Origin of the sequence: Thermoflexus hugenholtzii JAD2, from assembly GCF_900187885.1 — a bacterium.
Taxonomy (GTDB): domain Bacteria; phylum Chloroflexota; class Anaerolineae; order Thermoflexales; family Thermoflexaceae; genus Thermoflexus; species Thermoflexus hugenholtzii.
The window spans coordinates 233,169-254,330 of record NZ_FYEK01000044.1; the positions used below are offsets into that span (position 1 = coordinate 233,169).

The 21,162-nt window shown below is 67.1% G+C and carries 20 protein-coding genes, 1 tRNA gene and 4 pseudogenes; 13 read left to right on the forward strand and 12 right to left on the reverse strand.

The annotated features are described in order from the left end of the window. Positions 1–10 precede the first annotated feature (10 nt). Genes CFB18_RS11405 through CFB18_RS11420 form a run of 4 tightly spaced genes read right to left on the reverse strand, consistent with a single transcriptional unit; the run spans position 11 to position 2,926 of the window. A complete protein-coding gene (locus CFB18_RS11405; RefSeq protein ID WP_088571923.1) occupies positions 11–754 on the reverse strand; it encodes a polyprenol monophosphomannose synthase in 744 nt (247 codons plus the stop codon). After that, positions 751–1,320, reverse strand: a complete 570-nt coding sequence (locus tag CFB18_RS11410) for a UbiX family flavin prenyltransferase (protein ID WP_088571924.1) — start codon at positions 1,318–1,320, stop codon at positions 751–753. Before CFB18_RS11410 ends, CFB18_RS11405 begins: the two co-directional genes overlap by 4 nt. Before the next feature lie 50 nt (positions 1,321–1,370). After that, positions 1,371–2,249, reverse strand: a complete 879-nt coding sequence (locus CFB18_RS11415) for a helical backbone metal receptor (RefSeq protein WP_088571925.1) — start codon at positions 2,247–2,249, stop codon at positions 1,371–1,373. 11 nt (positions 2,250–2,260) lie between these two features. After that, positions 2,261–2,926, reverse strand: a complete 666-nt coding sequence (locus CFB18_RS11420) for a Type 1 glutamine amidotransferase-like domain-containing protein (protein ID WP_088571926.1) — start codon at positions 2,924–2,926, stop codon at positions 2,261–2,263. A 144-nt stretch (positions 2,927–3,070) separates the two neighbouring features. On the opposite strand from CFB18_RS11420, the gene CFB18_RS11425 reads away from it, so the two are divergent. The 4 genes and pseudogenes from CFB18_RS11425 (at position 3,071) to CFB18_RS16035 (ending at position 7,398) form a co-directional block, all read left to right on the forward strand. After that, positions 3,071–3,856, forward strand: coding sequence for a GntR family transcriptional regulator (locus CFB18_RS11425; protein ID WP_088571927.1), 786 nt, complete (start codon positions 3,071–3,073; stop codon positions 3,854–3,856). Positions 3,857–3,872: 16 nt separating this feature from the next. Further along, positions 3,873–4,580 (forward strand): sugar isomerase domain-containing protein, encoded by a 708-nt coding sequence (locus tag CFB18_RS11430; protein WP_159461726.1) that lies wholly within the window; start codon positions 3,873–3,875, stop codon positions 4,578–4,580. A gap of 106 nt (positions 4,581–4,686) precedes the next feature. Beyond that, a pseudogene (locus CFB18_RS16580) lies at positions 4,687–5,292 on the forward strand (glycosyltransferase family 39 protein); the annotation flags it as partial. Between the two features lie 540 nt (positions 5,293–5,832). After that, positions 5,833–7,398 (forward strand): hypothetical protein, encoded by a 1,566-nt coding sequence (locus CFB18_RS16035; RefSeq protein WP_234977044.1) that lies wholly within the window; start codon positions 5,833–5,835, stop codon positions 7,396–7,398. A gap of 55 nt (positions 7,399–7,453) precedes the next feature. Here the strand turns inward: CFB18_RS16035 and CFB18_RS15635 are convergent, their stop codons facing one another. The 3 genes and pseudogenes from CFB18_RS15635 to CFB18_RS11445 form a co-directional block, all read right to left on the reverse strand. Beyond that, positions 7,454–9,799 carry a hypothetical protein gene (locus CFB18_RS15635; protein WP_407084014.1) on the reverse strand — a complete coding sequence of 782 codons (2,346 nt, stop codon included), beginning with the start codon at positions 9,797–9,799 and terminating at the stop codon, positions 7,454–7,456. Next, positions 9,788–10,696, reverse strand: a pseudogene (locus CFB18_RS16585) (ATP-dependent metallopeptidase FtsH/Yme1/Tma family protein); the annotation flags it as partial. The pseudogene CFB18_RS16585 and the gene CFB18_RS15635, both read right to left, overlap by 12 nt. A 416-nt stretch (positions 10,697–11,112) precedes the next feature. After that, positions 11,113–11,196: transfer RNA gene (locus CFB18_RS11445), tRNA-Leu, on the reverse strand. A 30-nt stretch (positions 11,197–11,226) separates the two neighbouring features. Between CFB18_RS11445 and CFB18_RS11450 the strand changes: the two genes are divergently transcribed. Then, the gene (locus CFB18_RS11450) at positions 11,227–11,988 is read left to right on the forward strand and encodes a DUF2085 domain-containing protein (RefSeq protein ID WP_200808188.1); all 762 of its coding nucleotides are present in this window, start codon (positions 11,227–11,229) and stop codon (positions 11,986–11,988) included. Here CFB18_RS11450 and CFB18_RS11455 read toward each other — a convergent pair. The 5 genes from CFB18_RS11455 to CFB18_RS11475 form a co-directional block, all read right to left on the reverse strand. Next, complete coding sequence (locus tag CFB18_RS11455) at positions 11,888–12,535, reverse strand: MBL fold metallo-hydrolase (RefSeq protein ID WP_200808189.1); 648 nt, start codon at positions 12,533–12,535, stop codon at positions 11,888–11,890. The genes CFB18_RS11450 and CFB18_RS11455 overlap by 101 nt on opposite strands. A gap of 18 nt (positions 12,536–12,553) precedes the next feature. Continuing rightward, positions 12,554–13,684: a sensor histidine kinase gene (locus CFB18_RS11460; protein WP_088571930.1), complete on the reverse strand. Its 1,131-nt coding sequence runs from the start codon at positions 13,682–13,684 to the stop codon at positions 12,554–12,556. A 2-nt stretch (positions 13,685–13,686) separates the two neighbouring features. Then, positions 13,687–14,355 (reverse strand): winged helix-turn-helix domain-containing protein, encoded by a 669-nt coding sequence (locus CFB18_RS11465; RefSeq protein ID WP_088571958.1) that lies wholly within the window; start codon positions 14,353–14,355, stop codon positions 13,687–13,689. Between the two features lie 185 nt (positions 14,356–14,540). Then, entirely contained in the window at positions 14,541–15,149 is a 609-nt protein-coding gene (locus CFB18_RS11470; RefSeq protein WP_088571931.1) for a DUF5666 domain-containing protein, read from the reverse strand. A gap of 90 nt (positions 15,150–15,239) precedes the next feature. Continuing rightward, positions 15,240–16,127 (reverse strand): DUF5666 domain-containing protein, encoded by an 888-nt coding sequence (locus tag CFB18_RS11475; RefSeq protein ID WP_088571932.1) that lies wholly within the window; start codon positions 16,125–16,127, stop codon positions 15,240–15,242. A gap of 220 nt (positions 16,128–16,347) precedes the next feature. Between CFB18_RS11475 and CFB18_RS11480 the strand changes: the two genes are divergently transcribed. The 8 genes and pseudogenes from CFB18_RS11480 to CFB18_RS11510 form a co-directional block, all read left to right on the forward strand. After that, positions 16,348–16,833: an RrF2 family transcriptional regulator gene (locus CFB18_RS11480; protein WP_088571933.1), complete on the forward strand. Its 486-nt coding sequence runs from the start codon at positions 16,348–16,350 to the stop codon at positions 16,831–16,833. 14 nt (positions 16,834–16,847) lie between these two features. Then, the gene (locus CFB18_RS16305; protein WP_268808076.1) at positions 16,848–16,973 is read left to right on the forward strand and encodes a hypothetical protein; all 126 of its coding nucleotides are present in this window, start codon (positions 16,848–16,850) and stop codon (positions 16,971–16,973) included. 37 nt (positions 16,974–17,010) lie between these two features. Further along, complete coding sequence (locus tag CFB18_RS11485) at positions 17,011–17,526, forward strand: cytochrome c oxidase subunit II (protein WP_088571934.1); 516 nt, start codon at positions 17,011–17,013, stop codon at positions 17,524–17,526. A 24-nt stretch (positions 17,527–17,550) separates the two neighbouring features. After that, positions 17,551–17,922, forward strand: a pseudogene (locus CFB18_RS11490) (CBS domain-containing protein); the annotation flags it as partial. A gap of 37 nt (positions 17,923–17,959) precedes the next feature. Beyond that, on the forward strand, positions 17,960–19,609 hold the full coding sequence (locus CFB18_RS11495; protein WP_088571936.1) for a b(o/a)3-type cytochrome-c oxidase subunit 1: 1,650 nt from the start codon (positions 17,960–17,962) through the stop codon (positions 19,607–19,609). A 129-nt stretch (positions 19,610–19,738) separates the two neighbouring features. Then, positions 19,739–20,437, forward strand: a complete 699-nt coding sequence (locus CFB18_RS11500; RefSeq protein WP_159461727.1) for an SCO family protein — start codon at positions 19,739–19,741, stop codon at positions 20,435–20,437. A gap of 25 nt (positions 20,438–20,462) precedes the next feature. After that, positions 20,463–20,963 (forward strand): copper chaperone PCu(A)C, encoded by a 501-nt coding sequence (locus CFB18_RS11505; protein ID WP_088571938.1) that lies wholly within the window; start codon positions 20,463–20,465, stop codon positions 20,961–20,963. Between the two features lie 16 nt (positions 20,964–20,979). Continuing rightward, positions 20,980–21,162: pseudogene (locus CFB18_RS11510) on the forward strand (hypothetical protein); the annotation flags it as partial.

Sequence of the window (21,162 nt, forward strand, 5' to 3'; positions counted from 1 at the left end):
CGACCCTCCCTTACCGGAGGTTCTCCCGGGCGATGGGCCGCAGATCCCGATAGCGCCAGCGGAGCTCCCACACCCGCAGGGCCGCCTCGATCTTGATCCGCCAGTCCATCTTAGAGCGCCCGACCCGCCGATCTTCAAAGAAGATGGGAATCTCGCACACCCGGTAGCCCAGGCGCTGGGCGATGTAGGCCATCTCCACCTGGAAGATATAGCCGGTGGATCGAACACGGTCCAGGGGCATGCGCGCCAGGGCATCCCGGCGCCAGCATTTGAAGCCCGCCGTCGCGTCCCGGACCTTGAGGCCCAGGACCGCGCGGGCGTAGAAGTTCCCCCAGCGGCTCAGCCAGTAGCGGCCGGGCCCCCAGCGCGGATCCACCCGTCCCCCCGGCACGTAACGGGAGCCCACCACGACGTGACAGTCGGGCATCCGTTCTAACATCTGAGGGATGGCCGCGGGCGGGTGAGAGAGGTCGGCGTCCATCTGCACGATGGCCTCGGCGTCGGTCTCGAGGGCGAGGCGGAAGCCTTCCCGATACGCCGGCCCCAGCCCGCGAGGCCCGTCCCGATGGCACACCAGGAGGCGGCCGGGATGTGCTCGGGCCAGCGCCTCGGCCACCTCCCCCGTCCCATCCGGCGACCGGTCGTCCACCACCAGGATGCGCAGGTCCGGCAGCCCCAGGTCCAGCAGGGCCCGGACCAGCTGGGGGAGGTTCTCCGCTTCGTTATACGTGGGGACCACGACGATGGTTCTCATGAGCTCTCCTTCCAGCGGGTGTAGAGATCGTTCTCGATCCCCAGGCGCAGGAGCACCCGCCCCACGGTCTGATCGATCAGGTCCTGGAGGGTGCGGGGCCGCCCGTAGAAGGCGGGGACGGGAGGCATGATCACCGCCCCCATCCGCGCCGCCCGCCGCATCAGGTCCAGATGGCCCAGATGCAGAGGGGTCTCCCGCACCACCAGGACCAGGGGACGGCCCTCCTTCAGGGTGACGTCGGCCGCCCGGCTCATCAGGTCCGCTGTGTAGCCGCTGACGATGGCCCCCAGCGTCTTGATGGAGCAGGGGATGATCACCATCCCCATGGTCCGAAAGGAGCCGGAGGCGATGGCGGCCCCGATGTCATGGAAAGGATAAACCACATCCGCCAGCTCCAGGACCTGGCGGACCGTGTAGTCGGTCTCCTCCACAATCGTCCGGCGGGCGGCGGGGCTGAGGACGAGGTGGGTCTCGATCTCCGGGTTGGAGCGGAGCACTTCCAGCAGGCGGATCCCGTAGATCACCCCACTGGCCCCGCTGATCCCCACGATCAGTCGTTGCGCCATCCAGTTTCATCTCCTTCTCGGCTATGGATGTTCCATCGCCTGAGCTCGCCTCAATCGGCCAGCGCTTGCGGCAGGATCCGCAGGGCGTGTCGCAGGCGGGTGCCGTGCCAGAAGAGCAGACTCCCCTCGATCCAGCGCACCCGGCCCGCGCGCCCGGCGGGCGTGTCCGCGAACAGCGCCCGCACCCATCCGGTGTCCTCGGGCCGGAACGGGTAGGGCTCGTCGGGGAGGAGGATCAGCTCGGGCTCTGCTGCCCGGATTTCTTCCGTGGAGAGGCGCGGGTAGCGATGGTCCCGGTCGGCCGGGCGGGCGGGCAGGGCGGGATTGAGGTCCGCTGACAGCGGGTAGCGTCGCCGTCGGCGGGCGAAGACGTTCTCGCCCCCGCACAGGACGAGCAGGTCGTGGGCGTAGGTCTCCGCGTTGAAAGTCATCCACGGATCCCTCCAGATGGGGCAGAAGACCCGGGGACGCCGGGCCGGCCCGGCGCGGCACCGCTCGGCGTAGAGCGCTTCGATCTCCTCCAGGACCGGCGGCGCGCGAAGCTCGAAGATCCCGGCCAGCCAGCGGATCAGGGCGATGGCTTCCCTCACCGAGCGGGGGAACGAGACGGCCACCGGGATCCCCCCAGCCGCGAGGGCGAGGGCGTCTGATCGCCGGTTCTCCTCCACGTTGACGAACACCACGTCCGGGCACAGCGCTTGGATGCGGGCGAGGTCCGGGTTTTTCGTCCCCCCCACGGAGGGGATCGATTGGGCCTCAGGCGGGTGGCGGCAGTAATCCGTGCGTCCCACCACCCGATCCCCCAGCCCCAGCTCGAACAGCGTCTCCGTGAGGCTGGGCACCAGGGAGACAATACGCTGGAGCGGACGGTCGGGCCGGAAGGGCCGTCCTTCCAGATCCCAGATTGGGGGGGAGGACGTTTCGAGCATCTCGGTTCCGCTCATCCGGGATGCAGCCAGCGGGCACCGAAGATCACCGTGATCTCGCCGGCGCCCCAGCGCTCGATCTGGTCGTGGGGGCCCAGGGCCAGGGCGGCTCCTTCGGCCAGGCCGATGCCGTAGGCGAAGGGACGCCGATGGAGGGCGGCCTGAAGGGCGCGGGCGGCTTCGGGCGTGTAGTGGCTGACCACAAAGGCGCCGGGGAGCCAGCCCCAGGCGCCGAGGGTTTCCTCCCGGCCGGACCGCAGCACCCATGTCCCCATCGCTTCGGCGCCGGCCCCTATCCCGACCAGCACGGCCCCGGCGTGATAGGCGGTGAGCATCGCCTGGAGGGCTGGCGTGTCGAAGAACGTCTCCAGCAGGCGGCGGATGTCTCCGTCGGCGATCAGGATCAGGCGGGCCTCCAGCAGCATGCGAGTGTGGGCGGTCTGGAAGGCCTCCTCCCGGGAGCGTAGGGTGAGCACCCGGCATGGGGGGCCTCCCCACGCGCGATACCGGTGCTCATAGGCGCGGGCGGTCTCCGGCGTCTCCGCCGCCGCCACCACCACCGCCAGCCCGGGAGCGCTCCGGGCCAGGGCCATCCGATGCACCTCCTCAGCCTCCTCCCCGCCGCACAGCACCAGCCAGCCGGATCCGCTCCGCCACCGCAAAGGCCCTTTCTGTCCCATCCGGTTCCCCTTCGCTCACGATCTCTTAGTATTTTGACACAGCCGGAGGTCATGCGGCCTCTCGTGGAAGGGAGCGCTCCCAGTTGTGTGCTTCCCGCCGATTTGGCATAATCCGGTATAGACAATCCATGCAGGGCTGGAGCGATGGGCCGCGCGGAAGCGGAGCGGGAGGCGCTGAAGCGGTTCCTGTTGCAGGAGCCGCTGGATCGGGACGGGCCGGTTCCCCTTCACGAGCAGATCCGGGAGCGTTTGGTGCGGGCGATCCAGGCGGCGCACATCCCGGTTCATCGCCGGCTGCCTTCGGAGCGCCTGCTGGCGGAGTGGTTCGGGGTCAACCGTCTGACGGTGCGTCAGGCGGTGCAGGAGCTGATCCGCCAGGGGTATCTTTACGCCCGGCCGGGGAAGGGGACCTTCGTCGCGCAGGTTCGGGTGCATCAACCCCTTCAGTGGTTGACCAGCTTCACGGAGGACATGGCCGCGCGGGGGATGAAGGCCTCCAGTCGGGTGCTGGGCCAGCGGGTTCTCCCGGCCCCTCCGGAGGTGGCCCAGCGTCTGGGGATTGAGGTAGGAGCGGAGGTGGTGCAGCTGGAGCGGTTGCGGCCGGCGGATGGGGGGCCCATGGCGCTGGAGACCGCGTATCTTCCCCACGCGCGGTGCCCGGGGTTGCTCTCCTTCGATTTCTCTCGGCTTTCGCTCTATGAGGTGTTGCGGAAGCATTATGGGCTACGTCTGGACCGTGCGGAGCAGGTGATCCGGGTGGTGGTTCTCTCCGCCCGGGAGGCGCGCTGGTTCGGGCTGCCCGCGGGCTCGCCGGCTTTCCTCTTCGAACGGGTCACCTTTCTGGAGAGCGGTGAGGCCATCGAGTTCGTGCGATCCCTCTACCGAGGAGATCGCTATGCGTTCCAGGTCCATCTTTTTACCCCGAAGTGACCCGGGAGGGAGCGGGATGAGCTGGGTTTTGTATCGCGAGGTTGTGATGGATCAGCTCCAGCAGGCCTTTGAGGTGAACCGGGAGTCGATCCCGGCGGCGGCGGAGCGCATCGCCCGGGCGGTGGCGGAGGATCGGATCGTGCACGTCTTCGGCAGCGGCCACTCCCAGCTGGTCGCCCTGGATGTGGTGGGCCGGGCTGGGGGTTTTGCGAACGTCAATCCCCTCTTCGATCCGCTCTTCGGGCGGGCGGAACGGGTGGAGCAGTTCGCCGCGGCTCTCCTGTCCGCGCACCGCTTCCAGCCCGGGGATGTGCTCATTGTGATCTCCCATTCCGGCCGCAACCCGGCCCCGGTGGAGGTGGCCCTCCAGGGTCGCGCCCAGGGCCTTCCGGTGATCGCCGTGACCGCCGTCGCCTTCAGCCGCTCGTTGCCCTCGCGGCATTCCTCCGGCCGGCGCCTCTTCGAGCTCGCGGACGTGGTCCTGGACACCCTGGGGGCTCCGGGGGATGCGGCCGTGGCCCTGGGGCCGGAGCTCTCCGCGGGGCCCACCTCCACTGTGGTGGGGGCGGCGCTGCTCCAGGCGGTGATGGTGGAGGCCGCAGCCCGCCTCCTCGCCATGGGAATCCGCCCGCCCCTCTTCCGATCCGGGAACGTGGAGGGGGCGGACGCGCAGAATCACGCCCTCCGGCTGCGTTACCATGGGCGGGTGTTCCCCCTGATCTGAGGCCCCGCCGGCCTTCGTGGATATAATCCCTCCGGGATCTCCCATCGGGGTTTTGCGCATGCGACGGCATATGTGGCCTGGGGTCCGATCCTGGGCCATGGGTGGGATGGGGTTGTTGCTTCTGCTGGCCTTCGGCCTCCGGCTTTATCGGCTGGGGGAGCCCTCTCTGTGGGGCGATGAGGGGCTGAGCCTCTACCGGGCCCGGGCATCCTGGGAGGAGCTCCTGCGCGGCCGCATTGTGCTGCGGGGCTTACAGCCGATTGAGACCATCGACAATCATCCGCCCCTTTATTTCGCGGTCCTGAAGGCTTGGGTGGGCCTGGCCGGTGACAGCGAGTTCGCCCTCCGCTTTCCCTCCGTGTTCGCGTCGATCCTGCTGATCCCGCTGGCCTGGGCGACCGGGAGGCGTTTGAGGGAGCCCGCGGCGGCGTGGGCGGGGGCGGCCTTGACGGCGGCCTCCCCACTTTACCTCTGGTATGCCCAGGAAGCGCGGATGTATACCCTGCTGGCCCTGGAGAGCGGGCTCCTGCTCTTCCTGTTGCTTCCCTCCAGACATGGCACGTCCCTGGGCCTCCGCCGGCAGATTGCGGCCCTCGTGACGCTGCTCGCGATGATCCTGACCCATTACACCGCGTTCCTCCTGGTCCCGGCCCTCGGGCTCTGGGCCCTGGGCCAGCCCCGGCGGGATCTGCCCCGGCTCCTCGCAGGATTTGGAATCATGGTCGTTCTCATGCTACCATTCACATATTTAGCAGCCCATCAATGGGTGGAAGGCAAATATTTTGTGCCAAGTTTTTCTGATTTTTATGCAATCTTATTTGATGTTTTTAGAGCATCTATTTTAGGTTTTGAAATACCGGATTATGGAACACTAAATGTCCTATTACTATTAATCTGGATCGTAATTATGGTAATTGGATTGATAAATTTGGTGAAAATTTGGAGATTAGGTATCTATATTTTATTTTTGATTGTTTTGCCGATTGCGGAGATATATTTGATGGCCTATATCAGGCCAATTTATCAGACTGTTCGTCATCTTTTCTTCGTAATTCCTTTTGTTTATTTTGTTTGTTCGAAAGGATTTTTCGCAATTTCTAAATTATTAAAGGGTTTTTCTTATGCGATTTATATGTCGATCTTGGGCGGGATGTTTTTGAACAATTGGCATTATTTGGCAAATTCTTATCCCTCCAGACAGAGTCTGCGAGAGGCTTTGGTATGGATAAATCAGAATGCGAGCCCAGAAGATGTGTTGGTTTTGCAGGATCTTGCACTTACTCCTTTAGCAGATTATTATTATCAAGGAACAGCCAAGCTGTTCTTAATTGGACAACAAGGAGAAGGACAGGAGGCGCTAATCCACCGGCTGGAGGGCTGGCCCCGGCCCATCGAGCGGATCTGGCTGGTCACGGGCCTCTCCTCAGAGGATCTCGCCCGGCCGGAGCAGGCCCTCTACCACTGGCTGGGCCGCCGGGGCCGCTATCTGAGCCAGGAGGTCTTCCCCAGCCGCAATGTCTGGATCCGCGTGCTGGTTTACGATTTTTCCTCCCCGGGTTGCGCGCCCTCGCCCCGGACCTCTCCGACAGGCGTGGGGTTCGGAGCGTATTTCCGGCTCCGTGGCTTTGAGGTGGAGCCCTCAAGTCCCTTCCTGCGGGCGCGGTTTTTCTGGGAGAAAGGGAGCGCCTCTTCGTTGAACCTGTGGTTGGGGATCCAGCTGGTCGATGAGGCCGGCACCGTCTGGGTGCGGGAGGTCCAGCCCATCTGGCCGTCGTATCCCCCGGATCGGTGGCCGGAGGGGGAACCGGTTTGCCAGCAGGTCCGCCTGCGGCTGCCGCCCGGTCTTCCTCCCGGCCGCTATCGACTGCGGGTGGAGGCCTTCGACCTCGACCGGCGAATCCCGGCGGATGGGGGCCCGGTCTGGGAGTCGCCCTTCTTCGCCCTGGAGGGCTACACGGAGCGCTTTTCCCTCTCCCCCATTGCTCGCTCCGCGGGAGGCCTGCAGCTGCTTTCGGCCCAGCCGGAGGTGGGCCCGCCTTACTTCCCCGGCCTGGGGATCCCGCTCTGGCTACGCTGGCAGGCGGAGGCCTCCCCACCGGTGGCGCGGATGATGGCGTTGTTCTGGCAGCAGGGAGGGGAGCGCCGGCTGCTGTTGCGAGGGCAGCTGGGGCCTTCCTCCTTCCCCGCAGATCGCTGGCGGGCCGGCCAGGTGGTGGCCCAACGGATCTGGGTCCCTTTGCCCCCGGATCTGCGGGGCTACGGGCAGATCCGGCTGGCTCTCTATGACGAGGCGGGCCGGGAGCTTCCCTGGGACGCCTTTTGGCCGTTTTACCGTCGAGGCTATCCGGTCCTCTCGGTGAGCCTCTCGTCATGGCCGGTCCGCCGCAAACCCATCCCGCTGGCTCGAGAGGGGGGAGCATGCTTTGTGGAGACGGTCTGTCTGGATCGCTACGAGATCCAACCTGAAGGGGTTGCCCCCGGTGGGATCGTGGAGGTCCGTCTGGCCTGGCATGTGCGACGCCGGCCCGAGCGTCCAGGGGTGGTGTTCGTCCACCTGACCCAGAGGCCGGATCAGGCGCCGTGGGCGACGGGGGATGGGCCGCCGCAGGGAGGCCAGCGCCCCATCGTGACCTGGGAGCCGGGGGAATATGTGGAGGACATCCACACGCTACGGATCCCGGAGGATCTCCCAGCCGGCCGATATGCGATCTTCGTAGGCTGGTATTCGGAGGAGGGACGTTGGATGGCGGTGGATCCTTCGGGGGCTCGCTATCGGATGGATGCCGTGCCGCTGGGGGAGATCGAGGTGCGGCCATAAACCAAGAGGCGGGCGGATCAACCGCCCGCCTCCGCGAGTTTTGCCGGCCGTTTCGTCACGCCGGAACGGGGACCGGGGCAGGCCCCGTGCCCGGGGTGGGGGCACTGGGTTGGGGAGCAGCCGGCTGCGGGCTGGGGCCGGGGGCTTCGGGAGCCTTCGGCCCTGGAGGCAACCGGCCCTCCATAATGGCCCGGAAGGTCTCCGCGTCCAGGGTCTCCAGCTCGATCAGCTTCTGGGCCACCGCCTCCAGCTTGTCCCGGTGCTCGGTGAGGATCCGCTTGGCCCGCTCGTAGGCCTCCATCACCAAGCGGCGGACCTCAGCGTCGATCTCCTGGGCCACCGCGTCGCTGTAGTCGCGCTGCTCCGCGATCTCCTTGCCCAGGAAGATCAGCTCCTCTTTCTTCCCGAAGACCATCGGCCCCAGCTTCTCGCTCATCCCATACCGGGTGACCATGGCCCGGGCCAGCTCGGTGACCCGCTCCAGGTCCTCCGCCGCGCCGGTGGTGATATCGCCGAAGACGATTTCCTCCGCCGCCCGTCCGCCCAGGGCCATGGCCATATCGTCCAGGAACTTGGACCGCGTCCAGAGCGTGCGATCCTCTTGGGGGAGGGCAAGGGTATAGCCACCGGCCATCCCCCGCGGGATGATGGTGACCTTGTGGACCGGGTCGCAGTTGGGCAGGTAATAAGCGACCACCGCGTGGCCGGCCTCGTGGTAGGCGATGATGCGCTTCTCCCGCTCGGTGATGAGGCGGCTCTTGCGCTCCGGGCCGGCGATGACTTTCTCGATGGCCTCCTCGAAGTCCTTCATGGAGATCTTCTTCTTGTTCTTGCGGGCGGCCAGGATGGCGGCCTCATTGACCACGTTGGCGATGTCCGCGCCGACGAAGCCCGGCGTGGCCCGGGCCAGCACCGACACATCCACGTCGTCGTCCAGCGGCTTGCCCCGCAGGTGCACCCGGAAGATCGCCTCCCGGCCCTTCACATCCGGCCGATCCAGGATCACCCGACGATCGAAACGCCCGGGGCGCAAGAGCGCCGGGTCGAGGATATCCGGGCGGTTGGTGTTGTGCAACAGGATCGGCGTCTCCCCGCCGAAGAAAGCCTCGTGCTGGCAGCCGCAGAGGTCGTAAACATATCCTTCGTAGGGCATGCGGCGCACCGACCGAACCACCGGCAGATGGGCGTGGCTGTTCTCCCGCTTCCAGCCGGGCAGCAGGGGGTTATCCCAGCGGCCCAGGCCCAGGCGATACGCTCGGGTGGCGGGGAGCGGCTTGCCTCCGGCGATACGGCGCCCGGCCCTGACGTGGAAGGTGGAGACGTAGCTGTTCAGGCCGTGCATCCGGCAGAGCCAGTGGAGCTCCAGGATCAGCTGATGGTTCACAGAGGTGATCTCCAGCTTGCCCCGGGCGTCGATGTGACCATCCCCTCGAGCGTAGCCTCGCAGGAACTCGACGAAATACTCAAAGGGGGCTTCGAACAGGAACGCCGGCACGTGCTTGCTCCGAGCGGTCCGCCCGACATGACGGGCGAAGAAATCGGCCAGCGGCTTGCTGTGATACACCAGGTGGATCGCCCGACCCGGCCCTTCCCGGATACGGTCCGGCTCCAGGCCGAAGATCTCCCGCATCAGCCGGCGGATGTCCTCGATTTCCTCATGTTCGTCAGCGCCCAGGGAGAAGATCACTTCCTTGCGGCTGTATCCGTCGGCGGCGAAATATCCCAGGAGCCGGCATAGCTCCGGCGTCACCGGCACCTTCTCCGGCAGCGCGTGCCGGGAGGTGACGCGGCTCAAGGAGCGCGGGAGATGGAGCCCCCGGCGCCACTTGGAGATCGTGGTCTGGGAGATCCCGAGGGCGGCGGCGACGGCGGCCTGTGGGAGCGGGGCGGCGACCGCCCATTCGTAGGCCGCCCGGATCTCCTCAGGCTCCTCATAGAGGGGCAGTTCCATCGAAAAGGCTTGGGGGAAGCGGTGCGCACGAACCGCGCGGGCGCGGGAAGTGCGGTTGACCTTGTAGGGCAAGGCGACCAGGACATCGCCGGGCTGCAGCTCCGCCACCGCCTTGGTGACCAGGCCTTGCCGGGTGCGGACGAACACCGAGTGGTTGCCCGTGGCCCGAATGGTCCCGCCGGCGAATTCGATCTCGTAGATCTCATTCACCCGGTGCCGGAACACCCCGCGAACCGGGACGAAGGCGCTGTGACCGAAGAGGAGGGCGTGGTTCCCCCGGGGATCATGGCGGGGCACCAGCCCAAGGGCCATGAAGTCGGCGGGCTTCTCGACCCCTTCCTCGCCCGGGGCGTAGTAGCGGTCCACCACCTCCGCGATGGGCAGGAGACGGACACGTCCGTCCCGTTCCTTGATCAGGATGGGGGTGTCGCCGGTGACGCTGGCGGCCATGACGATCACATTGGTGTCGGTGTCGAAGCCGTCCATCTCCACCAGGATCTGGTTCAGCGTCTGCTCGCGCTCGTCGTGGCTGCCTCCGATCCCGGCTCCGCGGTAGCGGCCCACCGCGTCGATCTCATCGATGAACACGATGCACGGGCTGTGGCGCTTCGCCTGCTCGAAAAGATCTCGAACCCGGGCGGCCCCCACGCCCACGAACATCTCCACGAACTCGGATCCCGAGATGGAGAAGAAGGGCACACCGGCCTCCCCGGAGACGGCCTTGGCCAGCAGCGTCTTGCCGGTGCCCGGCGGGCCGACCAGGAGGACCCCCTTGGGGATGCGGGCGCCCAGGGCGATGAACTTCTCCGGCTCCTTGAGGAACTCCACCACTTCCTGGAGCTCCTGCTTGGCCTCATCGACCCCGGCCACGTCATCGAAGGTCACCGTGGGGCGCTCCCCGGTGAACATGCGGGCCCGGCTCTTGCTGAAGTTGAAGGCCTGGTTGCCCGGCGCCTGGGCCTGTCGCAGGATGAAATACAGGAAGCCGACCACAACCAGAGCGGGCAGCCCATAGGTGAGGAAGGCGATGAGGATGCTTCCCCACTCGTTGGGGCGCTCCGGCACATACTGGATGCCCCGGAGCTTGTCCTCGGGCACCCCCAGGGCTTTCATCTGATCGAGGAAGGTGGAGCCGCTTTCCTTGACCGCGGTCAGGATCTTCCCGTTCCGAAGCTCGACCTGGACGTAGTCGCCGCTGACCACCACCTTCTTGACCTCGCCGGCTTCTAAGCGGGCGGCGATGTCGGTGAGGGAGACGGATTCCCCGCGGCTTCCCCCTCCCCGGCCCATGGCCAGGAAGACGATGAGGGTGATGGCGATGAGGAGCCAGATCAGCCCGTTGCGCATTCGCACCGAGTTCACACGCAGCCTCCTGCCCTTCGATTCCCACCCCTGATTATATCACGCAAATCCTCCGGTCAGGGCTTTCCGGTTTCTCCGAACGCGGGATGGATCTGGATGCTGGGGGATCGGGTTGATGGTCCACAGATTCCAGGCATGCATGCCAGCCGGTGGGGGCGACCTGCCATCGCCCCTGTTTCCTCGGGATCAGGCGGTCTGGAAGGCTCGGCGCTGGGGCCGTTCGGGCAAGCCGTGAGGGGGAGGGTTGAGGACGACCGGGCCTTCCCGATAGACCTGGTGGGCTCCACCTCTGGGAGGTGTTCCACGGAATCATCCGGATAGGGACGCCCCTGAGGTCTCTTCCCGGCCCCGGATTTTCGGCAAGTCGCCTGCCAGGGCGTTTCGCAGGTATCATGCACAGGTGCCGGGGGCGGGAGTCGAACCCGCACGGCCTTGCGGCCACCTGATTTTGAGTCAGGCGCGTCTTCCTGTTCCGCCACCCCGGCGCGCCGATTTCATTCTACGGGGAGCTCTCCATGGGTGTCAAGATGCGCGAGACGCCGATCCCCCGGAGCATCCTCTTGTTGACCTTCGGGCTCTGGCTGTATGTGGGCGGCGGCCTCCTCGCCCCCCTGCTGGAGGGGATCCCACACGTCCTCCGGGTCAGCCCCCCGGTCCAGACCGGCCTTCACGCCCTCGCCACCGCCCTCTATACGCTGTATTCCTTCACCTGCCATCAGCTTCCCCAGCGGTCCTTCTTCCTCTTCGGGGAGCAGCCCGCCTACACGCTGGAGGAGCTCCGGGCCCGGGTGGGATCCGAGCGCCTGCCCGGCGATCCGTGGCCCCGCGCCTTCATCGGAGATCCCTCCGTCGGCTGGAAGACGGCCCTATGCCAGCGGGATCTGGCCATCTACGGCGCCATGGCCCTGACCGCCACTGCGATGATCCTCCGCCGGCGCCCCGGACGCCCCCTCCCGCTCTGGCTCTTCCTCACAGTGGGCCTGCTCCCCATCGCCCTGGACGGCGGCTCCCAGCTGCTCTCCTACATCCTGGCGATGATCGGGCCCTTCTCGCCCCGCGAGAGCACCCCCCTGCTCCGCCTCCTCACGGGCGCCCTGTTCGGAACCACCTTCGTCGGAACCTTCTTCCCGCGCCTCTGGCGGCTGGAATGGGCCGCTCAGGAGGACGCCTCTTCATCTACTCCAGAAACTCCAGGAACGGATTCGCTGCCCGCTCCTGGCCGATTGTGGTCGGCGGCCCGTGCCCCGGATACACCCGCGTCTCATCGGGAAGGGTGAGCAGCTTCTCCCGGATGCTCCGCATCAGCGTCTCGTAATCCCCTCCGGGCAGATCCGTGCGGCCGATGCCCCGGGCGAACAGCACGTCCCCGTCCAGGACCACCCCGGCCTGCGCTTCATACAGGGAGATGTGCCCAGGGGTGTGGCCCGGCGTCCACAGCACCTGAAACTGCAGCTTCCCCACCTCCAAGACCTCACCATCCTGGAGCTCGAGATCCGGCGGCGGGCTGGGTGGAAGGGGGATCGACCACCAATCGGCCCCGCCCTTCGCCTCCAGCAGGGGTCGGTCCGCCGGATGCAAGGCCAGAGGCGCCCCGGTGGCCTCCACCACCGCCGCATTTGCCCCGATGTGATCCCAGTGGGCATGGGTGTTCACCACATACCGCACCCGCAGATCCAGCGCCCGCACCATGGCGAGGATCTGTCGGGCATCCCACCCGGGATCTATGATCAACGCCTCCCGGGTCTCTGAGCAGAAGACGATATAACAGTTCGTGGCCAGGGGCCCCAGGGTCAGGATCCGCATCTGCAGGGTGGATGCCGGCATAAGGGCCTCCCGCTGCTTTCAGGAATCCGTAACGGCGGGGAGCGTGAACACGAACCGCGCGCCCCGACCGGGTTCGCTGAAGGCCTGGATGCGGCCGCCGTGGGCCTCCACGGCATGGCGGGCGATGGCCAGACCTAATCCGCTGCCGCCGCCCCCGCGGTGCCGCTCCCCCCGGTAGAACCGTTCGAAGATGCGGGGAAGCTCCTCCGGTGGGATGCCCGGCCCGGTGTCCGCCACCTCGATGGCCACCCACTCCCCCTCCGGCCAAGCCCGCACCCGGATCTCCCCACCAGGCGGGGTGAACCGGATGGCGTTGTCCAGCAGGTTCCCCAGCGCCCGGCTCGCCCACCCGGGATCCGCCCACACCCGGAGCCCCTCCGGGATCTCCAGCGTCACCTTCAGCCCACGGGCCTGATAGAGCGGAGCGAAGCGCTCCACCTCGCCCCGGACCCAGGCGCTCACCTCCAGCGCCTCGTAGGCCATCGGCCACTCCCCCGCCTCCAGCCGGGCCAGATCCAGTAGGGTGTGCACCAGCCGGATCAGCCGGTCGACCTCTCCGATCAGACGCTGCCAGGGTGGCGGCAACGGATCCGGAGGTCGGAGCTCGTCCAGCAGCAGGCGGATAGTGGTGAGTGGCGTCCGGAGGTCATGAGCCACGTTGGCAGTGAGCTCCCGACGCGCCCGCTCTGCCTCGCGCTGCTGGGTGATATCCAGCAGGGCCAGCCCATAGCCACCCGGCCATTCCCAGGCTGTCGCCTGCCACCAGCGCCCCCGCCAGCGCAGCTCCTGGATGCTGATCCCCTCTCCTTCAGAGGGAGCCGGAGGAGGGATCAGCGCGTCCAGCTCAGGGGACTGGGTGGCTTCCAGGAGGGTGCGGCCCGGCCGCGCGCCGAGGCGCTCCATCGCGGGACGGTTGGCCCACCGGATGCGCCGCTCCCGATCCAGCAGGAGCAGGGCCTCCGTCCCGCCCTGGGCCAGGGCCTCCAGATCGGCGCGGAAACGGAGCGCCTCCGTCGTTTCCTCCTGTAGCCGCCATCGGGCCTCCCGGAGGGCAGTTTCCGCCCGCTGCCACCGCCGGTAGACGAAGCCCAGGCCCCCCAGGGCGAGCAGCGCGAGGAGCGCCAGAGACGCCAGAGAGATCTCCAGCATCCCTATCCCTCGAATCGATATCCGATCCCCCGCACGGTGACGATCCGCCGCGGACGCGCAGGGTCTTCCTCGATCTTCTCCCGAAGCCAGCGGATGTGGGTGTCCACCGTCCGGGTGTCCACCGGGTGCTCCAGGCCCCACACCCGCTCCAGGAGGAAGGCCCGGCTCAGGACACGGCCCCGGTGCTGGATCAGGGTGGCCAGGAGATCGAACTCCTTCATCGTGAGACGGAGCTCCTGGCCGCCCCGGAAGGCCTTGCGGGACAGCAGGTCCAGGGTGAGATCTCCCGCGGTCAGGGTGGTGGCCGGGCGTCCCCGCGCGCGCCGCAGAAGGGCCCGGATGCGGGCGAGTAGCTCTCCCATATGAAAGGGCTTCACTACGTAATCGTCCGCTCCCATCTCCAGACCGACGACGCGATCCACCGGCCCGCTGCGGGCGGTGAGCACCAGGATGGGCACATCGCTCTCCTTCCGTAGGATCCGACAGATCGAGAGGCCATCCAGGGTGGGAAGCATCAGGTCCAGGATGATCAGATCCGGTTGGGTTGTGCGAGCCAGCTCCAGGGCCTCCCCGCCATCTCCAGTGGCGATCACCTCGAAGCCCTCCCGCCGCAGCGCCTCGCTCAGGGTCTCCCGCAGGGACGCATCATCCTCCACCAGCAACAACCGCATCTTCTCCTCTCCGCACATCTTCACATCCAGCGGGATCGTCCTCCATTTCCTTTCCGTATGTTGCCACGCGCATAGGGGCCCGTCAAACAGCCCAATGGGCGTCGAGAGAGCGCGCGGGGTCCAAAAGATCGGCGGGGGCTGAGCCCGGCCCAGCCCCCGCCACGGCGGAGAACCGGTGCGGGGATTCACGGCTCTGTCTCGATCACGATCACGGTGTCCGCCACCAGGGAGCCATCGGGCTGCTCGAACCCGGAGAGATAAACCGAGGAGCCGGGCTTTGGATCCCCGATCACCTCCGTGGTAGGAAGGACGAACACCCGGCGTCCATCGATCTGATAGCCATCCGTCCGCACCTGCTCCAGCGTGCTCTCCCACTCCCGCTCCGCGCCCGGGCGGCGCAGGACCTCCAGGACCTCTGCCTCGATCGAGCCGTCCGGGCGAGCGATCCCGACCACCGTCACGTAGACCCCGACCGGCAGCGGGCCCTCCGCGTCCGCTTCCGGGCTTACATGCACCCGATGACCGTCCACCTGATAGCCTCCCGGGATGACCGCGGTGATCCGGCCCTCCAGCGTCATCGCCTCCCCGGAGGGCTCCTCGATGGGGGACGGGCGCGGCGGCGAGGCCGGAGGGCGCGCCACCGTCCCCTGACCTCCCGTCCGGCCGGGTGGCGGCGCGGTCGGCCGGCTTCCTTCCGGGAGCCGCTCTCCCGGGATGCCCCGGGCGCAAGCGGAGAACAGGATCCCGATGGAGAACAGAAGCATCCATATCCATAGGGGGAACGCTCGGCTCACCTTACCCTCCTTGCCCTCTGGATTGTGGAGATCCCGGGGGTGTGGCGCCGCCACACCCCCGCCACGAGGGCCTGCTGCTGATGCCCGGGGTCACGGCCGCCGGGTGGGGGCAGGGCCCTTGCCAGGGCCTTTTTCGGGACCCTGAGTAGGCTTCGGGGCCCGCGGCGAGCGGGCGACCACCAGCCGGGCCAGCCAGCTCCCATCGGGCTGGCCCACCACCCACACGGTGATGGCATCCCCCACCTGCAAGTCCCCCAGGGTAGCATGGGGACGGCCGGGGATCCGGATGCGCGTGTGCTCATCGGTCCTCACAGAGACCGTCTCACCGCTTCGGGTTTGGATGATCAGGGTGGTCCCTTCGATCCCCTGGAGGGTGCCCTGGAAGAGATGGCGTGGGCGATGGGAGACGACCCGTCCGGCCAGGAACGTGCCCTGGACGAAGTGCCCGATCACGGTGACCGGATACCCCGCCCCCAGGTCCGACCAGGTGGGCGAGAGCACACCGGTCACATGCAGGCGGGTGTGCTCCGTCCACTCCACCGGGATCACCTCCCCCGCCCGGGTCTTCACCTCCATCCGCCGGGCCGAGACATCAATGCCCTGGATGGTCCCGTGGCGGACCTGGGTGGGCCCGCGGACGATCACCCAGTGCGCCTCCAGGGCGCGGCCTTCCTCGATCCAGCGGCCGTGTACGGTGGCGGAATCCCCCACCCGCACGTCGCTCAGGTCCGCGCGCACGAAGCCGGGGACGCGAAAGCGGGTCCCTTCGGTGATCCGAACCTCCAGATCGCCCCAGCGCTCCGTCTGAAGGGTGAATCCGTTCGCCCGAATGGCCGTAAGGGTCCCGCGGACCGTCGCCGGCCGGGTGGGGGCGGGGGTCGACGTGGGGGTGGGTTCCTGGGCCCAGGCCGCCCCCATGGGGGCCAGCAACACGGCCAGCACTGTCAGCGCCATCAGCCCGATCCATAGCCGACGCATCGCGCACCTCCTTGGCCTTACGGGTTGGGGAGCCCCATTCGCGCTCCCGTCATGAATAACGGGCGAGGAGGGCGTGGGTTATGGGCGCCGAACCCGAAGGCCCGGAAAGGGACCTGCCAGATGTCATAGAGAGAACGTGAGGGAGGGCACTACCCGGAGGGTGTCGGGTTGGAAAAATGGATCATGCGGATCTGAAAACTCTACAAAGCCGGGGGTGGGGATGGAGATCAGTCGGCGGGCGGATTACGCGATGCGGGTGATCCTGGATCTGGCGATGTTGCCGCCGGGGATGCGGGCCCGGGCCCGGGACATCGCGCGGCGGCAGGCCATCCCATACGCCTTTTTGCAGAAGATCATCCGGGATCTGTGCGCGGCGGGGTTTGTGGAGGCCAGCCGGGGGCGTCGAGGAGGGGTCCGCCTGGCGCGTCCGGCCGAGTCCATCACGCTGTTGGAGGTCCTCGAGGCCATGGAAGGCCCCATCCGCCTCAACCGCTGCTCCCGGGAGCCCCATCTCTGCCCGCGCTACAGCTTTTGCGCCATCCATCCGATCTGGGCCCAGGCGCAGGCGTATCTGGAGCGCCTTCTGGGCTCCACCACTTTCGCTCAGGTGGCGGAGCGCGGGCGTCAGATCCGGGCGGCCCAGGCCCGCAATGGGGCCAGCGCTCCGGCGGTGCCGGCGCTCCGGTCGCCGATCCCCACCCCGTGAACAGGAGGTGCGCGATGCAGGAGGCCTTCCAGCCCAAGGCGGCTTTGCTCCTCTTTATCGGCATGATCCTGCTGTTCGCGGCCATGTGGTTCGGCCTTTACCTGACGGTCCTCCTCCCCCGGGGGATGACCGCCTTCTGAGCGCTCCCGGCTCCATCCTGATCCGCGGAGGTGAGGGATGATCCACGATCCCTTTGAACGTGTAGCGGTTTTCGGCGCTGGGCTTTTGATGACCGCTTTCTTCGTCGCCATCGTCGTTGGTGCCTTCGGCCTGGGGATCCGCGTGCCCACTTGCGTGACCGACATCCCCCCCTTCGATCAGCCCGCTGTCCAGGAGGTAGCCCCCGGCCGGTATGTGGTGAACGTCGTCGCCCAGATGTGGGCCTTCAACCCTCGTGAGATCCGCGTCCCCGCCGGCTCCCTCGTGACCTTCAACCTCGTCAGCAAGGACGTGCAGCACGGCTTCCAGATCCTCAACACCAACGTGAACTTGATGGCCGTGCCCGGCGTGGTGAACCGGGCGCAGGTCCGCTTCGACCAGCCCGGCGAGTATCTGATCGTCTGCCACGAGTATTGCGGGACGGGTCACCACGCCATGTTTGCCAAGGTGATCGTCGAGCCACGGACCGCGGAGGGGCCTTCCCTCCCGACGCCTCGGGCGATGGCCTCGGCGCTGGCGTGCTGGGCCCGCTGAAACCATATGTGAAGGGGGTGCGCCATGGGGCTGAAGGCGAAAGACATCATGACCACGGAGGTGGTGACCATCGAGCCCTCCGCTACGGTCGCGGAGGCGGTGGCCCTGATGAAGGAAAAAGGCCTGCGGGCGCTCATCGTGGAGCGGACCAACGAGGAGGACGCCTACGGCATCGTCACGGAGACCGACATCGTCTACAAGGTCGTCGCCCAGGGCCTGAGCCCGCAGTCCGTGCTGGTGCGGGAGATCATGACCAAGCCCTGCATCGTGGTGAACCCCGACCTCTCGGTGGAGAACGTGGCCCGCCTCTTCGCCCGGACCGGGATCCGGCGCGCGCCGGTGATCCGGGAGCGGCTGCTGGGGGTGATCTCCGTCACCGATATCATCCGCAAGGCCCTGTGAGACGGAACCCCTGTCTCCCAAGGAGGTTGAGATGGGAACCCTTGTGATCTCCGAAGGCGAAAAGCGGCTGATCCGCTGGCATCTGTATGTGGCCTACATCGCCCTTGCGGTGGGCATCTTCTTCGGCCTGCTGCAGGTCCTCAGCCGGGCCAAGCTGCTGCCTCCCACGCCTTTGTATGACTACTACCAGGGCCTCACCTTCCATGGGGTGCTGAACGCCTTGGTGTGGACCACCTTCAACATCGTGGCGTTGCTCGCGGTGGCCGTGCGGGCCTCCCTCGGGCGTCCCCTCTACAGCCCGGCCCTGGGGTGGACGGGGTTCGGGCTGATGACGGTGGGGGTCGCCGCCGCCGGCTACGCCATCCTCACCCGCCAGGCCAACGTCCTCTACACGTTCTACCCGCCGCTGATGGCCCATCCGGCCTTCTACCTGGGCGCCACCCTGCTCATTGTGGGCTCCTGGGTCAGCGGGGCGAACCTGATCCTCACCTATGTGGCTTGGCGGCGGGAGAACCCGGGGCAGCGCACGCCGCTGATGACCTTCGGCTCCATCGTGGTCTTCGTCCTCTGGTATATCGCCACCCTGGGGGTGGCCATTGAGGTCCTCTTCCTGCTGCTCCCCTGGTCCCTGGGCCTGGTCAAGCAGACCAACCCCATGCTGGCCCGCACCCTGTTCTGGTATTTCGGGCATCCCCTGGTCTACTTCTGGCTGCTGCCGGCCTACGTGGCCTGGTATACGATGGTCCCCCGGCTGGCGGGGGGCAAGCTGTATAGCGATCCGATGGCGCGCCTGGCCTTCCTGATGTTGCTGATCTTCTCCACCCCGATCGGCTTGCACCATCAATACGCCGATCCCGCTGTCGGGCAGGAATGGAAGCTACTGCATGCCTTCGGCACGTTCATGGTGGCGATCCCCAGCCTGCTGACCGCTTTCAACCTGATGGCCTCCCTGGAGTACGCCGGCCGGCAGCGGGGCGGCCGGGGATGGGTTGACTGGATCTTCCGGCTTCCGTGGGGAGAGCCGGCCTTCGCCGGGGCTACGCTTTCGATGATCGCCTTCATCTTCGGGGGGATCAGCGGCATTGTCAACGCCTCTTATAACGTCAACCTGGTGGTCCACAACACCTCCTGGGTCCCCGGCCACCTGCACCTCACGGTGGGCACAGCGGTGACCCTGACCTTCATGGCCATGGCCACCTGGCTGGTCCCCTACCTCACCGGCCGCGCCCTCTGGAGCCGGAAGGCCGCCCTGGCGAACGTATATCTCTGGTTCGTTGGGGTGATGATCTTCGCCGTGGGGATGATGCGCGGCGGGCTGGAGGGCGAGCCCCGGCGGACCAACCTGGGCTTCTCGCCGTATCTGCTGCCGGAGTGGAGGCCGTTCCTGATCATGGCCGCGGTGGGCGGGACGCTGATGTTCATCGCCGGGGTGCTGTTCCTGCTGAACATGGCGATGACCCTCTGGTTCTCCCGACAGCCCGCGGCGGTGGAAGTGCCCATCTCCGAGGCCCTGCACACCGCCGCCGAGGCGCCTCTCGCCTTCGAGCGCTGGCGGGTGTGGCTGGCTGTCGCCGCCGTCCTCATCGTGATCGCCTACGCGCCGGTGATCACCCAGGTGCTCCAGGTCTCGTCGTTCTCGGCTTACGGCTACCTTCCCTCCAGCGCGGTGCCCATCCGCTGAGTGTGTGCAAGTGGGAGCCCGAGACCGAAGACCTGCCTCCGAAGGGGGCGGATGCCCCAGGCGTCCGCCCCCCTTATGCGAGAAGGGAAGGGTAAAATTCCTGCTCAGAGTGAAGAGGGAGACGACGGGATGCCGCGTGGGTTCTGGTTGGGTGTGGGGATCGGTCTGCTTCTGGTGGCCGCGGCGGGGGCGGTGAAGATCGCCCTGGACGCCCGGGCCGAGTCCCTGCCGGTGTATATGACCGTCCCTGACTGGCCCTTCACCGACCAGGAGGGCCGCACCTTCTGGCTGGGGCAGACCCGGGGCCGGGTGGTGGTCCTGGGGATGATCTACACCCACTGCCCGGACGTCTGTCCGCTGATCACCGCCCGGATGCGGGAGCTCCAGGAGCGGGTGGCCGCGGAGGGCCTCTCGGATCAGGTGTTTTTCGTCACCATCACCTTTGATCCGGAGCGGGACACCCCAGAGGTTTTGCGGCGCTACGCCCGGGCCCGCAAGGTGGACTTCACGAACTGGGCCTTCCTCACCGGCGATCCCTCCACCATCCGTCATCTGACCGAGGCGCTGGGGATCTACACGGAGCGGGTGTATGTGATCGACGGCACGCCGGCCGCCACGCCCGGCGGAGGCGCCGGGGCGGCGACTTACTTCATCAACCACACGGATCGCATCTTCCTGGTGGACCGTCAGGGGCGGGTGCGGGCGCTGCTGCCTGGGAGCCGGACTGAGCTGCCGGAGGCCATGGAGAAGATCCGCCGGCTGGTGCGGGAGCGGCCGGCCTCCTCAGCGCTGCTTCCGATGCGCGTTGCGTTGAGGAGCTCGTTTTAATAACACTCTGCACAGAGGTGTCGCGATGTCCTGGATCAAGATCTGGCGCGTAGTCTTCGCAGGCGGTCTCCTGTGGACGCTGGTCGCGTGTGGGGCGCCGGGGGCCTCTGGCCCCCAGATCCAAATCGTGGATCCGTGGGCCCGTCCGGGGATGAGCGGGGGGATGTCTATGGGGGAGGGCCATGGCCATGGGGGCCACGGCGGGGCCGCCACCAGCGCGGTGTATTTCGTGGTCCGCAACGAGGGGGATCAGCCAGATGCCTTGATCGGGGCCGCTACGGATGTGGCGGAGACGGTGGAGCTCCATGAGACTCGCATGGAAGGCGACGTGGCCAAGATGCACCCGGTCCCCCGGGTGGAGGTCCCGGCGCGGGGGCAGGTGGAGTTCCGCCCCCGAGGCCTTCACGTCATGCTCATCGGGCTGCGGCGCGATCTGAAGGTCGGGGACACCTTCACGCTGACGCTTCGCTTTGAGAAGAGCGGGGAGAAACAGGTCACCGTGACGGTGAAGGAAATGAATCCCTAATGAGGAGGCCATAGCAATGGATCGACGGCGGCTCGGGGTGCTGGCGCTCCTCGGGATCCTGATGGTGGGCAGCGCGTGCGGGGGTGGGGCGCCTGCCTCGCGCCCCTCGGGCGGCGGGGAGGCCGCGCCGGCGGCGGCTGCCCTGAAGGGGGATGCGGAGAAGGGGAAGGAGCTGTTTTTGGGCACGTGTGCTTCGTGC

Bases quoted from the DNA above. Each gene is read 5' to 3' on its own strand.
- CFB18_RS11405 (WP_088571923.1), bottom strand. From the start codon at position 754: ATGAGAACCATCGTCGTGGTCCCCACGTATAACGAAGCGGAGAACCTC.
- CFB18_RS11410 (WP_088571924.1), bottom strand. From the start codon at position 1,320: ATGGCGCAACGACTGATCGTGGGGATCAGCGGGGCCAGTGGGGTGATC.
- CFB18_RS11415 (WP_088571925.1), bottom strand. From the start codon at position 2,249: ATGCTCGAAACGTCCTCCCCCCCAATCTGGGATCTGGAAGGACGGCCC.
- CFB18_RS11420 (WP_088571926.1), bottom strand. From the start codon at position 2,926: ATGGGACAGAAAGGGCCTTTGCGGTGGCGGAGCGGATCCGGCTGGCTG.
- CFB18_RS11425 (WP_088571927.1), top strand. From the start codon at position 3,071: ATGGGCCGCGCGGAAGCGGAGCGGGAGGCGCTGAAGCGGTTCCTGTTG.
- CFB18_RS11430 (WP_159461726.1), top strand. From the start codon at position 3,873: ATGAGCTGGGTTTTGTATCGCGAGGTTGTGATGGATCAGCTCCAGCAG.
- CFB18_RS15635 (WP_407084014.1), bottom strand. From the start codon at position 9,799: ATGGCCGCCAGCGTCACCGGCGACACCCCCATCCTGATCAAGGAACGG.
- CFB18_RS11450 (WP_200808188.1), top strand. From the start codon at position 11,227: ATGGGTGTCAAGATGCGCGAGACGCCGATCCCCCGGAGCATCCTCTTG.
- CFB18_RS11455 (WP_200808189.1), bottom strand. From the start codon at position 12,535: ATGCCGGCATCCACCCTGCAGATGCGGATCCTGACCCTGGGGCCCCTG.
- CFB18_RS11460 (WP_088571930.1), bottom strand. From the start codon at position 13,684: ATGCTGGAGATCTCTCTGGCGTCTCTGGCGCTCCTCGCGCTGCTCGCC.
- CFB18_RS11465 (WP_088571958.1), bottom strand. From the start codon at position 14,355: ATGCGGTTGTTGCTGGTGGAGGATGATGCGTCCCTGCGGGAGACCCTG.
- CFB18_RS11475 (WP_088571932.1), bottom strand. From the start codon at position 16,127: ATGCGTCGGCTATGGATCGGGCTGATGGCGCTGACAGTGCTGGCCGTG.
- CFB18_RS11480 (WP_088571933.1), top strand. From the start codon at position 16,348: ATGGAGATCAGTCGGCGGGCGGATTACGCGATGCGGGTGATCCTGGAT.
- CFB18_RS16305 (WP_268808076.1), top strand. From the start codon at position 16,848: ATGCAGGAGGCCTTCCAGCCCAAGGCGGCTTTGCTCCTCTTTATCGGC.
- CFB18_RS11485 (WP_088571934.1), top strand. From the start codon at position 17,011: ATGATCCACGATCCCTTTGAACGTGTAGCGGTTTTCGGCGCTGGGCTT.
- CFB18_RS11495 (WP_088571936.1), top strand. From the start codon at position 17,960: ATGGGAACCCTTGTGATCTCCGAAGGCGAAAAGCGGCTGATCCGCTGG.
- CFB18_RS11500 (WP_159461727.1), top strand. From the start codon at position 19,739: ATGCCGCGTGGGTTCTGGTTGGGTGTGGGGATCGGTCTGCTTCTGGTG.
- CFB18_RS11505 (WP_088571938.1), top strand. From the start codon at position 20,463: ATGTCCTGGATCAAGATCTGGCGCGTAGTCTTCGCAGGCGGTCTCCTG.